Origin of the sequence: Megasphaera hominis, assembly GCF_014269395.1 — a bacterium.
GTDB classification, from domain to species: Bacteria; Bacillota; Negativicutes; order Veillonellales; family Megasphaeraceae; genus Megasphaera; species Megasphaera hominis.
On the sequence record NZ_JACOGK010000005.1, the window covers coordinates 1 to 13,993 of the forward strand.

Genomic DNA, 13,993 nt, shown 5'->3' on the forward strand with positions numbered 1-13,993 from the left:
GCGACCTATTTCTAATCGTTGTTCTTTCGTTAATTTCACGTGGCAACCTCCCATCTAACAATTGAGGGCATCGGATACTAATTAGAAAATCTTTTATCCAAGATTACTACATTTAGTATCCAATTTCTACCCCCTCCATGTCCAACTTTAGCATACCACGTGCAGGGAAGGCTAGTCTTTCTTTTGGCCTAGTTCGGCTCTTAGCCAGTATAGGGGGCGTTGTTTTACTTCTTCGAAGATGCGTCCTATGTATTCGCCTATGATGCCCATGAAGATGAGTTGCAGGCCGCCCATTAGGCAGACTACGATCATGGTGGTGGTCCAGCCGGGGGCTGCCTGGCCGGTTATGTGGCAATATAGGACGTGAATGATCATTAACACGCTTAAAAGGCCGCTTAGGAGGCCTACGTAAAAGGAGATACGCAGGGGTGTCTTGGAGAAGGCTGTTATGCCGTCCAGCGCAAAATGGAGCATTTTGCGGCCGGAGAATTTGGATTTCCCTGCATAGCGGCGGGGGGCGATGAAGCTGAGCGTTGTCTGCTTGTAGCCGATGTCGCCGATCATGCCGCGGATGAAGCGGTCGTGTTCGCGAAAGCGCATGAAGGTCTCGAGGACGCGCTTGTCGATGAGGCGGAAGTCGGAGCCGCCCGGTGTAATGTGCACGGGTGACATGGCGTTCAAAATGATGTAGTACCATTTGGACGTCAGGCGTTTTAAAAAGCCCGCATCATCTGTCGCCTTGCGCACGGTCTGGACGACGTCGTAGCCTTCGCGCCATTTCTGCACCAAATCGGGTATCATGGCCGGCGGGTGCTGCAGGTCGCCATCCATGGTGATGATGGCGTCGCCCTTGGCGTGGTCCATGCCGCACGTAATGGCCAGCTGGTGGCCGAAGTTGCGTGCCAGGATCAGGGCCCGTACGTGGGCGTCCTGCTGGGTCAGGCGGCTCAGGATAAGCGGCGTCGTGTCCTTGGAGCCATCGTCGACGAAAATGATTTCATAGTCCATATCGAGGCCGGCTACGGCTTTTGTCGCTTCTTCATAAAATTTTTCAATGTTTAGCTGTTCATTGTATACAGGGACGACAATGGACAGCAGCTTCTTTGCTTCTAAATTAAATAGACTCACTCTTTATTATACCATCCCAACAATTTTACAGTCAAAAAACGAACGCGTTCCTACTCCAGCGTGGAGAGGAACTTTTCCAGCTCACCTTGTGTCGTATAGCCGATGATCCGTTTCAAAGGGTGTCCGTCTTTGAAAAAGAGCAGTGTCGGCACGGCAGTAATGTCATAGGCAGCCGCCAGACCGGGGAACTGGTCGACGTTGACGCGGAGGACCGCAGCCGGTGGCGTACAAGCAGCAGCAGCGCCTTCTATTTCTTGGACGATTGCGCCGCCTCCTTCGCACCAGGGAGCCCAGAAGTCGACGATAACCAGGCCTTTCTTGTGCAGCACATGGGGCGTAAATGCCGCTTCTGTATCCAGTGTTTCTACAGCCATTGCGTGTACCCCCTCTTTAGGATGCTTTACCATACTACTCCTATTATAGCAAATGTCCTATTATGTTTCCAGTATTCTTTCTTCTGGGCAAAAAGACCGTAAAAGATAAAGAGGCTGCCTGTCCGCAGCATAGGCCGGGACAGGCAGCTTCGCATCATTCGTATAGGGCTTCATAGACCATGTGGAGCAGTTCGTTTTTTCCGTCCTGTTTGAGGGACGAATAGGCAATGGGCGGAAAAGCAGCCGGAAAGAGGCGTTTTACTGCTGCCAGGTTGCGGCTCCGGTCGTTGCGGCCGAGCTTGTCTGCTTTCGTGCCGATGATCTGCAGGGGCACTTCGTTATCGGCGAGCCAGCGGTAGGCTTGCAGGTCGATATCGAGGCCGGGATGGCGCAGGTCGACGAGAAGAAAGAGCAGGGACAGGTTGGGCGAGCCCGTAATGTATTCGCCAATGAAATGGCTCCAAAGCTGGCGGTTTTTGCCGCCCGTTTTGGCAAAGCCGTAGCCCGGCAGGTCGACGAAAAAGAGGGGCGTGCGCTGCTCTTCGGCGTCGGTTTTTTCCTGGAGGGTTACGTTAAAGTAGTTGATGGTCTGGGTCTTTCCCGGTGCGCCGCTGACGCGGGCCAGGCCGCGCTGGCCGCAGAGGGAGTTGATGAGGCTCGATTTGCCGACGTTGGAACGGCCGAGAAAGGCGATTTCCGGCAGTCCCTCTGTAGGGTACTGGTCCTTGCGGACGGCAGACGCCGTGTATTTGGCCTGGATGATCTGCAGCTTGCCGTGCGTCATATCACTCATTCTGCACTCACCAGTGCCTGTTCGAGCACTTCATCCATGTGGTGGACGAAGACGAATTTCACGTCTTTCTTCACCACGTCCGGTACGTCGACCATGTCGCGCTTGTTTTCTTCCGGCAAGAGAATCTTCTTGATGCCGGCGCGATGGGCGGCAATGACCTTTTCCTTAATGCCGCCGACAGGGAGTACCGTGCCGCGCAGCGTAATTTCACCGGTCATAGCCAGGTCGTGATGGACCTTGCGTCCCGTCAGGGCCGAGGCAATGGCTGTCGCCATGGTAATGCCGGCAGACGGGCCGTCCTTGGGTACAGCCCCTTCGGGGAGATGGATGTGAATATCCGTCTTGGCGTAGAAATCGTCTTCCAGGCCCAGGGAAGCAGCGCGGCTGCGGATATAGGTCAGGCCGGCTTCGGCCGATTCCTTCATGACGTCGCCGAGCTGGCCCGTCAGATGCAGGGCGCCTTTGCCTTTGACGACGGCCACTTCTGTTTCCAGGACTTCGCCGCCGACCTGGGTCCAGGCCATGCCCGTTACGAGGCCGACTTCGTCTTCTTTATTGACCTGCGTAGGCAGGAATTTCATGGGGCCTAAGATTTTTTCCAGGTTCTTCACCGAGACGGTCAGGGGCTTGTCGTCTTGCATGAGAATGGACTTGCCGACCTTGCGGATGACAGAGCCGATGGTCTTTTCCAGGGTACGGACGCCGGATTCGCGCGTGTAGTCCTGGATGATGTGACGCAGGACGGCATCGGAGAACTTCGCCTGGCTGGCGAGGACGCCGTTTTCCTTGAGCTGCTTGGGCACGAGGTAGCGCTTGGCGATTTGCAGCTTTTCTTCTTCTGTATAGCTCGTGAACTCGATGATTTCCATGCGGTCCCGCAAGGGTCCCGGAATCTGGCCGATGTTGTTGGCCGTCGTGATCCAGAGGACCTTGGAAAGGTCGAAGGGCACTTCGATGAAGTGATCGCTAAAGGTATTGTTCTGTTCCGGGTCGAGGACTTCGAGGAGGGCCGACGACGGGTCGCCGCGCATGTCCGACGTCATCTTGTCGATTTCGTCGAGGAGGAAGACCGGGTTTTTCGTGCCTGCCTGCTGGATGCCAGCGATGATCCGGCCCGGCATGGCGCCGATGTACGTACGGCGATGGCCGCGGATTTCTGCTTCATCGCGGACGCCGCCTAAGGAAATGCGCACGTATTTGCGGTTCATGGCGCGGGCGATGGAACGGGCAATACTCGTCTTGCCTGTGCCGGGAGGGCCGACGAAGCAAAGGATCGGGCCTTTGAGGCTGTTGGTCAGCTGCCGTACGGCCAGGTATTCGATGATCCGGTCCTTGATCTTTTCCAGGCCGTAGTGGTCTTCGTCGAGGATGTCCTGGGCAATCTTGAGGTCCAGGCGGTCTTCTGTTTCTGTCGACCAGGGCAGGGCCATGAGGTGGTCCAGGTAGGTGCGGATGACGGCCGATTCTGCCATCATGGGCGGCATTGCGTCCAGGCGGTTGACTTCCTTCAGCATGACTTCGCGCACGTTGTCCGGTACGTCGAGCTTGTCGATTTTTTCGCGCAGCTCTTCTACTTCTGTATCTTTATCGTATTTGTCGCCCAGTTCCTGATGGATGGCTTTGAGTTTTTCCCGCAGGTAGTATTCCTTCTGCTGTTCATCCATCTTGCTGCGCACCTGCATGTTGAGGCGCGTTTCCAGGCTGGCAATGTCTTCTTCTGTATCGAGGTAGGTGCAGACGCGTTTCATGCGTTCGCGCACGTCTGTCAGTTCCAGGATGGCCTGCTGGGCTGCCAGGCGGATGGGCAGCTGGGCGGCGATAAAGTCGGCCAGTACACCGGGCTGGTGAATGGCGTTGGCTTTGGCCTGCAGGTCTTCGTGGCCTTTTATCTTATCAAGCCAGTCATTGAACCGCTTGGACATAATGCGGTTCAGGGCTTCGTCTTCATTTTCATCGAGAAATTCTTCCGGGAGCTCGACAGCGGCGGCTTCGGTGTAGCCTTCTTTCATGCTGCCGCCCTGGATCTGCACACGGGCGATGCCGTCTACGAGAATGCGGACAATGCCGCCGGGCAGGCGCAGGAGCTGCTGTATTTTGACGAGCGTACCGATGTGATAAACGTCCTGGAGGGTCGCTTCTTCTACTTCGTCATCGAGCTGGGCCGAGACGAGCAGCATCCGGTCGTGCTCCATGGCGTAATCGACGGCAGCCAGGGATTTTTCCCGGCCTATGTCGATGTTGCTGAGCAGTTTTGGAAAAACGACGATTCCCCGTAAGGGGATAAAGGGCAATTTCAAAATAGAATTTTCATCCATACAACTCACCTTCTTACTGGTAACACAAGTATAAACCGAAACGAATATTTACTGAATCGGTATGCTTATAGTGTAAAATAAAACTCATTTCCTGCGGTGAAGAAATGAGTTTTATTTTCGTTTATTTCTGGGCCGGACCTTCTATAAGTGTCGGTTCCGCGCCTTTGGTTATGCAGTCTTCCGTTACGATGCACTCACTGACATCGTCGCGGCTTGGTACTTCGAACATGACGTTGAGCATGATCCGTTCGATGATGGAGCGCAGGCCACGGGCGCCGGTACTGCGGCGCAGGGCTTCCTTGGCGATTGCCTGGAGGGCGCTGTCTTCGAAGGTCAGCTTCACGTGGTCCAGGGCCAGCATGCGCTGGTACTGTTTGACGAGGGCGTTTTTCGGTTCGGTCAGGATGTGAACCATGGCGTCTTCGTCTAAGGGGTTCAGCGTAACCAGGATGGGCAGACGGCCTACGAGTTCCGGAATGAGACCGAATTTCTGCAGGTCAGCCGGCTGGATTTCCTGGAGCAGGTCTTCCATGGATTTTTCATCCTTCGAGTGGATTTCTGCGCCGAAGCCCATGTTTTTGTCAGACGTACGGTTGCGGATGGTCTTGTCGATGCCATCGAATGCGCCGCCGCAGATGAAGAGAATGTTCGTCGTATCGATCTGGAGCATTTCCTGGTGCGGGTGCTTACGGCCGCCCTGGGGCGGTACGCCGGCAACGGTGCCTTCGAGGATCTTGAGGAGCGCCTGCTGTACGCCTTCGCCAGATACGTCGCGGGTAATGGACGGGTTTTCCGATTTGCGGGCGATCTTATCGATTTCGTCGATGTAGATAATGCCCCGTTCGGCTCTGGCAATGTCGAAGTCGGCTGCCTGGATCAGTTTGAGCAGGCAGTTTTCGACGTCTTCCCCTACATAGCCGGCTTCGGTCAGGCTGGTCGCATCGGCAATGGCAAAGGGTACTTCCAGCATGCGTGCCAGGGTCTGGGCGAGCAGAGTTTTACCGCTGCCCGTAGGGCCGACCATGATGATATTAGATTTCTGTAATTCTACGTCGTCGTCGACGCTGTTGGACTGCAACCGTTTGTAGTGGTTGTAGACAGCGACGGATAACGTTTTTTTAGCAGCTTCCTGGCCTATTACATAAGCATCGAGGTGTTCCTTGATTTCCTTTGGCGTCGGCAGTTTTTTCAGCGAGAATTCAGGCTGTTCGTCCTGTGTTTCTTCGTCCAGGATTTCCTGGGCAACGCTGATGCACTGGTCACAAATGTATACGCCGGGACCGGAGATCAGTTTGTTTACTTCGTGCTGTGAACGGCCGCAAAAGCTACAGGTTGGTTCGTCTATTTTATCTCTAGCCACGTAGTCCTCCTATGTCCGTATTACTTCGTTTCGCTCTTTTCAGGCGTACGAATGAGAATTTCGTCAATCAGGCCGTATGCTTTCGCTTCTTCTGCCGTCATGAAATTATCCCGTTCCGTATCTTTTTGGATCACGTCAATAGGCTGACCTGTATGGGCTGCTAATAAACCGTTCAATTCTTTGCGCATGCGCAGGATTTCCCGGGCGTGGATTTCGATTTCCGTCGCCTGGCCCTGGACGCCGCCCAAAGGCTGGTGAATCATGATCTGCGAGTGCGGCAGGGCAAAGCGTTTGCCCTTGGCACCGGCGGTAAGGAGAACGGATGCCATGCTGGCAGCGGAGCCGACGCAAATGGTCGATACGTCCGGTTTGATATACTGCATGGTATCATAAATAGCCATGCCGGCAGTGACGACACCGCCGGGGCTATTGATATACAAATGAATGTCCTTGTCAGGATTGTCGGCTTCCAGGAAAAGAAGCTGCGCAATGACGATATTCGCCGTTACGTCTTCAATGGGGCCGCCCAGGAAAATGATGCGGTCTTTTAACAGGCGGGAATAGATATCGTAGCTCCGTTCCCCCTGGTTGGACTGTTCGACAACCATCGGTACATATTGCATCTTCATAGTTATTCCACCTCGCGTTTCTTACGCTTCCGGTTCTTCAGCCTTTACTTCTTCTACCTGAGGTTCTGCTGTTTCTTCTGCTTTGGCGTTCGTGTCTACGGCGTTCTGAAGAACGAAGCTGGCTGCTTTTTTGCGGCCTACAGACTGAATGAGCATGGGAACGCGTCTTTCTTTTACAATGATATTATATACTTCTTTCGGATCGGCACCGAAGTTCTGTGCCATCGTGAAGATTTCGGCCTGGAGGTCCATGTCCTGTACCTGAATGTTTTCAGCTTTGGCAATGGCTTCGAGGACGAGATCCATTTTTACGTTATCTGTAGCAGGCTGGCGATACTGTTCTTTGAGCTTGTCCATGTCGGAGTTCGTGTATTTGAGGTAGTCTTCGAGGGACAGGTTCTGTGTTTCCAGACGCATGGACATTTCGTCTACCATCTGGTCTACTTTGGTATCTACCATAACAGCGGGGATGTCTACTTCGGCGTTGTCGACAACTGTTTTCAGGACGTCGTTGTTGAATTTTTCAACAGCCTGGAAGTGAGCCTGCGAAGCGAGACGTTTTTTGATGTCTTCTTTGAGGGCATCGAGGGAGTCGAATTTGCCTACTTCTTTGGCGAATTCGTCGTCAATAGCCGGTACTTCGCTGCGTTTTACGTCGTTGATCGTAACTGCAAATACGGCTTCTTTGCCGGCCAGTTTGGCTTCGAAGTAATCTTCCGGGAAGGTTATTTTTACGTCCTTCTGGTCGCCTGCTTTGAGGCCTTTGAGCTGATCTTCAAAGCCCGGAATGAAGCTGCCGGAGCCGATCTGGAGGGGATAGGATTTGCCTTCGCCGCCTTCGAATGCTTCGCCGTCTACGGTGCCTTTGAAGTCGATGATAGCGAAGTCTTCGTCTGCGATTTCCGTGCCTTCCGGTGCTACGACCAGTTTGGAGTGGGATTTCTGCATTTTAGCGAGTTCTTCAGCTACCTGTTCGTCTGTTACTTCTGCTTCTTCTTTGGCAGCCTGGATGCCTTTATATTCGCCGAGTTTTACTTCCGGTTTCTTTGTAACCGTGATTTCAAAAACGAAATCCTGGCCTTTTTCTTCGGAGATGATCTTGACTTCCGGATCGGATACAGGCGTAATGTCCTTTTCGTTCAGGGCGTCGTTGTAGGCTTTGTTGATCAGGACGTCGTTGATTTCTTCTTTGACAGCGTCTTTGCCGAGGTAGCTTTCGAGTATCATACGCGGTGCTTTGCCTTTACGGAAGCCCGGGATATTTACTTTGTTAGCAAGGTTTTTTACGGCAGCAGCGGCGCCTTTTTTGGCTTCGGCTGCAGGCAGTTCGATGTGCAGGGTTACTTGGTGCTGATCTACTTCATTTACAGTTACGTTCATTATTCGTATGTCCTCCTTATGGGGTTTAATCCCCTTTTGTTATCTATAAAAATCCATACTACGCTCTTCATCATACCACAGTTTATCGTGATTGACAACAACAAAAGGCATACCCATGCCCTTTTCAGGCCTCTGGCGTAAAAAGGAGCCTCCGGCAGGAAGCTCCTCCTTTACGACGGCGTCGTTTTTAGCGCAGTTCGCAGTTCAGTTTTTCTTTCAATTCTTTCAGGATGGCGTCGATAGGAGCCTGGATGTCCTGATCGGTCAGGGTGCCTTCGGCAGAACGGAAGACCAGGGAGTAAGCCATGCTCTTGTAGCCGCGCGGTACCTGTTTGCCCTGGTAGAGGTCAAAGAGGTGTACGCCTTCGAGGAAGGCGCCGCCTTTGTCCTTGAGGACGGAGATGATGGCTGCGTCGGCTGTATCGACCGGTGCCAGGAAGGCCAGGTCACGGCTGATGGCCGGGAACTTGGCGACCTTGTGGTAGTCCGGAATGAGATTGATGAGCGGCAGGATGTCGTTCAGGTGAATTTCAAAGATGTAGACCGGGCCGTTGATGTCGTAGCTGTCGATGGTTTCCGGATGGACTTCACCGAAGCGGGCCAGGACCTTGCCGTCTTTGACGTACTGGGCGGCTACGCCCGGATGGAGGGGTGTAAAGTCCGACGCTTCCAGGTCGGCGTGGATGCCGAGTTTGGCAAAGAGCGTTTCGACGATGCCCTTGACGTCATAGAAATCGTAGCGTTCGGCTTTGTTCGGCCATTCGGCTGTCTGGCGCTGGCCGTAGAGAAGGCCCGTAACGTGGTATTCCTGGTCGGGCAGTTCCGTAATGGGCAGGGCTTTCGGCAGGTAGACCGGAGCGACTTCATAAATGGCGACGGACTGGTTCTTGACGGCCTGGTTGCGGACGAGGACGTCCATGAGGGACGGCAGGAGGCTCGTGCGCATGAGCGGGAATTCTTCAGTAATCGGGTTGAGAATCGGTACAGCCGTGTAGAGCGGGTCCGTTTCGGGGAAGCGCAGCTTTTTCAGGGAGTCCGTATTCATGAAGCTGAAGGTAACCGTTTCGCAGAGGCCGCAGGCGGCGAGGATTTGGGAAATCTTTTCACGCATGCTGAATTCGAAGCTGACCGTGGCCTGGTCCGTGCGGCTCATTGGCCGGGTGGACGGGATATTAGCATAGCCGTAGATACGGGCTACTTCTTCGGCAATATCGGGCATTTCCGTGCAGTCGCCGCGGAAGGACGGTACGATGGCTGTGAGCTGGTCACCATCTTTTTCAATGCCGAATTCCAGCGTTTCCAGGATGGAGATCATCTTTTCTTCGGAAATGTCGATGCCGAGGAAGTGGCTGACCTGGGCGGCGGTAAAGGGAATCTTGGTGACGGCCTGTTTGACCGGATAGACGTCGACGACGCCTTGGGCGACATCGCCGGCACCGATTTGTTTGAGGAGCTGGGCTGCCCGGTCGAGGGACTGGACGCAGCCTTCGGCGTCGAGGCCGCGTTCGAAGTGAGCCGACGCTTCGGAGCGCAGGCCCAGGGCACGGCCGGTCTTACGGATGCTCGAGCCCTTGAAGGAGGCGCATTCGAGGATGACCGATGTCGTTTCGTTGGTTACTTCCGAATTGAGGCCGCCCATAATGCCGCCAATGCAGCAGGCTTTTTCCGGGTCGGCAATGACCAGCATCTGGTCGGTCAGGCTGCGGTCGACGTCGTCGAGGGTTTTGATGACTTCGCCTGCTTTAGCCCGGCGGGCAATGAGGTGATGGTCTTTTACTTTATCGTAGTCATAGGCGTGCATCGGAATGCCCAGTTCCATCATGACGTAGTTGGTTACGTCGACGATGTTGTTGATGGGGCGGACGCCGGATTTGCGCAGGCGCTGCTGCATCCACAGGGGCGAGGGGCCGACTTTGACGTTGACCAGGAGGCGGGCTGCATAGCGGTTGCACAGTTCCGGGTCTTCAATGTCGACGGTGACCTTGCCGGCAATGGTCGTGTCGCATTCGTCGACGGTAATGTCCGGGAAGGTGGCTTTCTGGCCGCTCAGGACGGCGAATTCACGGGACAGGCCGATCATGCTGAAGCAGTCGGCGCGGTTCGGTGTCAGTTCGTATTCGTAGACCGTGTCGCGCAGGTCCAGGTAGTCGACGGCGTCGACGCCGAGGGGCGTATCCTTAGGCAGGAGCCAAATGCCGCTGCGTTCTTCCGGCAGGAGGAGGCTGTCGTCGAGGCCGAGTTCGTGGGCCGAGCAGAGCATGCCGTTGGACGGTACGCCGCGGAGCTTCGATTTCTTAATCTTTACGCCGCCGGGCAGATGGGAGCCGTGGGTGGCAACGGGAACGATGTCGCCTTCGTGGACGTTCGGTGCGCCCGTGACGATCTGCAAGGGTTCCATTTCGCTGCCCATGTTGAGCTGGCAAATGACCAGGTGGTCGGCGTCGGGGTGTTTTTCGATTTTCGTGATCTGGCCCGTATAGACGCCTTTGATTTCATCGCCCCAGCGAACGACCTGTTCGACCGGTACGCCGGCAATGGTGAGGACGTCCGCAAAGAGCTGCGGGTCCTTTGTCATATCTACATTTACATAGTCCTGCATCCAGGTTAAAGAACTTTTCATGTCTGCTACCTCCTAGAACTGTTTTAAGAACCGCATGTCATCTTCATAGAACAGACGCAGGTCGTCTACGCCGTATTTGAGCATGGCAATACGTTCTATGCCCATGCCGAAGGCAAAGGCCGTGACTTTTTCCGGATCATAGCCGTTCTGGCGCAGCACGTTGGGATGGGTCATGCCGCAGCCCAGGATTTCCAGCCAGCCCGTGTGCGAGCATACACGGCAGCCCTTGCCGCCGCACATGACGCAGGAAATGTCGACTTCGGCGCTCGGTTCCGTGAAGGGGAAGAAGCTGGCGCGGAAGCGTACCTTTGTCTTGGGCCCGAAGATTTCGCGCAGGAAGTCTTCGAGCATGCCCTTTAGGTCGGAGAAGCGGATGTCCTTGTCGACGATCATGCCTTCCATCTGGTGGAAGACCGGCGAATGGGTGGCGTCGTAGTCCCAGCGGTATACCTTGCCCGGAGCGATGATCTTGAAGGGTTCGTTCGGCTTGTGGGCCTGGAGGGTCCGCGATTCGAGCGGCGATGTATGGGTGCGCAGGAGGATTTTGTCTGTAATGTACATGGAGTCCTGCATATCCCGGGCCGGATGGTCATCAGGGAAGTTGAGGCACTGGAAGTTGTAGTAGTCCGATTCGATGTCCGGACCTTCAACGATGGAAAAGCCCATGCGCATGAAGGCTTCTTCCATTTCCCGTGCGGTCTGGTGCAGGATGTGTTCGTGGCCCATGAGGGGCTTTCTGCCCGGCAGGGTGATGTCGATCTTTTCCGATTCGATTTTTTTCTGCAGAGCCTGCTGTTTGAGTTCGGCCATGCGCTGCTGCAAGGCGTCTTCAATGAGGGAACGGGCCGTGTTGACCATTTGGCCGACTTGCGGGCGTTCTTCTTTGGACAGTTTGCCCAGTTCTTTCATGAGGGCTGTGAGTTCACCTTTTTTGCCCAAGTATTTGACCCGGATATCCCGGATATCCTGCAGGGCTTCGCTCTTGTCGAGCTGTTCGCTGACAGCCGCTTTGATGGCGTCAATTTTTTCCTTCATCATTTGGTGTTTCCTCCTCTAGTAAAAAAAATAGACTCCCGCCCCGAAAGGGGCGAAAGTCTGATTTCGCGGTACCACCCTAATTTGTACTCTCTATTCTGTAACGGGAATTCCCGTCCTGCCTACTCCGTTCAGCAGGAAGCTCCAAAGTGAACGCATATGCCGGCCGGCGCGGTGCTCTCAGTCACGGCATCCGTTTCCTGTATGGGCCTTACGCGTATGCTCTCTTTTTCATAGCCTTGTCTAACGCTATTGTATCAGTAAAGTGTCTTGTTGGCAATAACCAGACGCTGAATCTGGTTTGTACCTTCGTAGATCTGCATGATTTTGGCGTCACGCATGTATTTTTCGACGGGGTATTCTTTGATATAGCCATAGCCGCCCATGACCTGGACAGCGTCGGTCGTAACCTGCATGGCAATATCCGAGGCATTGCATTTGGCAATGGCTGCTTCGCGGGAGAATTCCATACCCTGGTCTTTCATCCAGCAGGCGCGCTGTACGAGGAGACGGGCACCTTCTACCTTCATGGCCATATCGGCGATCATGGCCTGGACCATTTCGAAGGAGGCAATCGGTTTGCCGAACTGTACGCGGACCTTAGCGTATTCGCTGCAGGCGCGGAAAGCAGCTTCGGCGATGCCGACGGAAATAGAGCCTACGAAGGGACGGGCTGCGTCGAGGGTTTCCATGGCAATGCGGAAACCATGGCCTTCGCGGCCGAGACGGTCTTCTACGGGTACGAAGCAGTCCTGGAAAATCAGTTCTGTCGTGTTGGAAGCACGGATACCCATTTTGTTTTCAGCTTTGCCGATGGTGAAGCCCGGTGTACCTTTGCGCACGATGAAGGCCGTCAGGCCGCGTACGCTCGGGGTCTTGCGGGTATTAGCAAAGACGACGAATACTTCAGCTAAGGCGCCGTTGGTGATAAAGCATTTGGTCCCATTGAGGACATAGCCGCTGCCGTCTTCGGTTTTGGCAGCCCGTGTCGAAACGGAGCCGGCGTCAGAGCCTGTGCCCGGTTCGGTGAGAGCAAAAGCAGCCAGATGATCTTCATTAATAATATCGAAATAGCGCTGTTTCTGTTCATCATTCCCGGCGATGATAACGGGATACGAAGCCAGTGCGTTGGCGGCTACAGAGGTAGCTACACCGGCGCAGCCTTTAGCCAGTTCTTCATAAAGGGCAGCGATCGTAACGGCATCGAGTCCGGCTCCGCCAAATTCTTCCGGAATGGCAATGCTCAGGAGTCCCTGGGCTGCCAGTTTGTCGAGCAGGCCTTCGTGCAGCTTGCCTGTTTCATCCATTTCGGACGCATACGGTACGATTTCCTTCTGCACCAAATCACGAACGACTTTAATCAGCTCCTGCTGTTCGTCATTAAAAGCAAAATCCATGTTGATACCAACCTTCCATTGTCAAATAAGTACGCCCTGGGGAATGCGTTCTAGTCATCATATTTGCGTAAAATATAAAAGGAAGAACGCCCCTTGACAACCACCTTGTTCTCTTCATCCATCAATTCACACTCTGCTACGATGGTCCGGCCGCCGTGGTGGACGACCTGGCCGACGCCTACGATTTTCTGTCCCGGGTGTACAGGACGGATATAGTTCATGTTGATTTCCAATGTCGTGACCTGGTAGCCCAGGGAGCGGCTGGCCATACCCATGAGGGTATCACAAAAGGCCGCCAGTACCCCGCCGGCTGCAATGCCGCGGTAGTTGCACAGGTGCTCCTCTATGTCGAAGGTGACACGCACCCAGCCTTCATCTACATCGTCAATCTTACAGGGCAGATTCTGGAAATAGGGAATTTGCGAAACACCCTGGCGGATATTAAAGACGCGGCGTTTCAGGACTTCTGACGCCTCATTATCTTTACGTTCACTCATTCCCATCGGCTCCTTCTGTCTGCATTTCATAGGCACCTGTAACAAAGTATGTACCCTTGCCATGGGCCAGATACCGGTCGCCGTCGTCGTAGAAGTCGCACGTTACGACCATGGTTGTCCGTCCATTGTGCAGTATATGGGTCTTCCCGCGGATTACCGTGTCCGCCAGGGCCGGGCGCAAGTAGTTCATGGCCAGGTCCAGCGTGAGGACGGCTTTGCCGGCGACAGCACAGGCTGTTTCCATTGCCGAATCGGCCATGGAATAGAGGACGCCGCCGTAGAGTGTCCCGTTCGGGTTGCCCCATTTGGTACCTACATTGTGAAATACAAGTTCCGTATCATCTTCATCAGCTTTGAGAACATGAAAATCCATAAAGCGGTCGTAGGGATTGTATTGCAATTCCCGTTCCATCTGCTCGATGCTTACCTTCTTCACGCTACATCCACTCCCCCATACTGTTGAAA

General features: G+C 54.3%; 12 protein-coding genes. All 12 read right to left on the bottom strand.

What is annotated here, in order from left to right:
* Positions 1-171 precede the first annotated feature (171 nt).
* The 12 genes from H8J70_RS02365 to H8J70_RS02420 all read right to left on the bottom strand — a co-directional run bounded on the left by H8J70_RS02365 (position 172) and on the right by H8J70_RS02420 (position 13,964).
* Entirely contained in the window at positions 172-1,095 is a 924-nt protein-coding gene (locus H8J70_RS02365) for a glycosyltransferase family 2 protein (RefSeq protein WP_186502359.1), read from the bottom strand.
* 83 nt (positions 1,096-1,178) lie between these two features.
* Positions 1,179-1,502 carry a thioredoxin family protein gene (locus H8J70_RS02370; RefSeq protein ID WP_186502254.1) on the bottom strand — a complete coding sequence of 108 codons (324 nt, stop codon included), beginning with the start codon at positions 1,500-1,502 and terminating at the stop codon, positions 1,179-1,181.
* 154 nt (positions 1,503-1,656) lie between these two features.
* A complete protein-coding gene (gene yihA / locus H8J70_RS02375) occupies positions 1,657-2,286 on the bottom strand; it encodes a ribosome biogenesis GTP-binding protein YihA/YsxC (RefSeq protein ID WP_186502360.1) in 630 nt (209 codons plus the stop codon).
* Positions 2,287-2,291: 5 nt separating this feature from the next.
* Complete coding sequence (lon, locus tag H8J70_RS02380; RefSeq protein WP_186502256.1) at positions 2,292-4,610, bottom strand: endopeptidase La; 2,319 nt, start codon at positions 4,608-4,610, stop codon at positions 2,292-2,294.
* Between the two features lie 121 nt (positions 4,611-4,731).
* Positions 4,732-5,970, bottom strand: a complete 1,239-nt coding sequence (gene clpX / locus H8J70_RS02385; RefSeq protein WP_186502258.1) for an ATP-dependent Clp protease ATP-binding subunit ClpX — start codon at positions 5,968-5,970, stop codon at positions 4,732-4,734.
* A gap of 20 nt (positions 5,971-5,990) precedes the next feature.
* Complete coding sequence (clpP, locus tag H8J70_RS02390) at positions 5,991-6,599, bottom strand: ATP-dependent Clp endopeptidase proteolytic subunit ClpP (RefSeq protein WP_186502260.1); 609 nt, start codon at positions 6,597-6,599, stop codon at positions 5,991-5,993.
* A gap of 21 nt (positions 6,600-6,620) precedes the next feature.
* Positions 6,621-7,979 carry a trigger factor gene (tig, locus tag H8J70_RS02395; protein ID WP_186502262.1) on the bottom strand — a complete coding sequence of 453 codons (1,359 nt, stop codon included), beginning with the start codon at positions 7,977-7,979 and terminating at the stop codon, positions 6,621-6,623.
* Positions 7,980-8,166: 187 nt separating this feature from the next.
* Positions 8,167-10,599, bottom strand: coding sequence for a phenylalanine--tRNA ligase subunit beta (pheT, locus tag H8J70_RS02400; protein ID WP_186502264.1), 2,433 nt, complete (start codon positions 10,597-10,599; stop codon positions 8,167-8,169).
* Positions 10,600-10,611: 12 nt separating this feature from the next.
* Positions 10,612-11,637 carry a phenylalanine--tRNA ligase subunit alpha gene (gene pheS / locus H8J70_RS02405; protein ID WP_425489117.1) on the bottom strand — a complete coding sequence of 342 codons (1,026 nt, stop codon included), beginning with the start codon at positions 11,635-11,637 and terminating at the stop codon, positions 10,612-10,614.
* 254 nt (positions 11,638-11,891) lie between these two features.
* Complete coding sequence (locus H8J70_RS02410) at positions 11,892-13,031, bottom strand: acyl-CoA dehydrogenase family protein (RefSeq protein WP_186502265.1); 1,140 nt, start codon at positions 13,029-13,031, stop codon at positions 11,892-11,894.
* A gap of 50 nt (positions 13,032-13,081) precedes the next feature.
* The gene (locus H8J70_RS02415; RefSeq protein WP_186502266.1) at positions 13,082-13,528 is read right to left on the bottom strand and encodes a PaaI family thioesterase; all 447 of its coding nucleotides are present in this window, start codon (positions 13,526-13,528) and stop codon (positions 13,082-13,084) included.
* The gene (locus H8J70_RS02420) at positions 13,521-13,964 is read right to left on the bottom strand and encodes a PaaI family thioesterase (protein ID WP_288201344.1); all 444 of its coding nucleotides are present in this window, start codon (positions 13,962-13,964) and stop codon (positions 13,521-13,523) included. The genes H8J70_RS02415 and H8J70_RS02420 overlap by 8 nt, the downstream gene beginning before the upstream one ends.
* Positions 13,965-13,993: the final 29 nt, after the last annotated feature.

What these genes read in the sequence shown, in the direction of transcription:
- H8J70_RS02370 (WP_186502254.1), bottom strand. Translation starts at nt 1,502, where the DNA reads ATGGCTGTAGAAACACTGGATACAGAAGCGGCATTTACGCCCCATGTG.
- yihA (WP_186502360.1), bottom strand. Translation starts at nt 2,286, where the DNA reads ATGACGCACGGCAAGCTGCAGATCATCCAGGCCAAATACACGGCGTCT.
- lon (WP_186502256.1), bottom strand. Translation starts at nt 4,610, where the DNA reads ATGGATGAAAATTCTATTTTGAAATTGCCCTTTATCCCCTTACGGGGA.
- clpP (WP_186502260.1), bottom strand. Translation starts at nt 6,599, where the DNA reads ATGAAGATGCAATATGTACCGATGGTTGTCGAACAGTCCAACCAGGGG.
- tig (WP_186502262.1), bottom strand. Translation starts at nt 7,979, where the DNA reads ATGAACGTAACTGTAAATGAAGTAGATCAGCACCAAGTAACCCTGCAC.
- pheT (WP_186502264.1), bottom strand. Translation starts at nt 10,599, where the DNA reads ATGAAAAGTTCTTTAACCTGGATGCAGGACTATGTAAATGTAGATATG.
- pheS (WP_425489117.1), bottom strand. Translation starts at nt 11,637, where the DNA reads ATGATGAAGGAAAAAATTGACGCCATCAAAGCGGCTGTCAGCGAACAG.
- H8J70_RS02410 (WP_186502265.1), bottom strand. Translation starts at nt 13,031, where the DNA reads ATGGATTTTGCTTTTAATGACGAACAGCAGGAGCTGATTAAAGTCGTT.
- H8J70_RS02415 (WP_186502266.1), bottom strand. Translation starts at nt 13,528, where the DNA reads ATGAGTGAACGTAAAGATAATGAGGCGTCAGAAGTCCTGAAACGCCGC.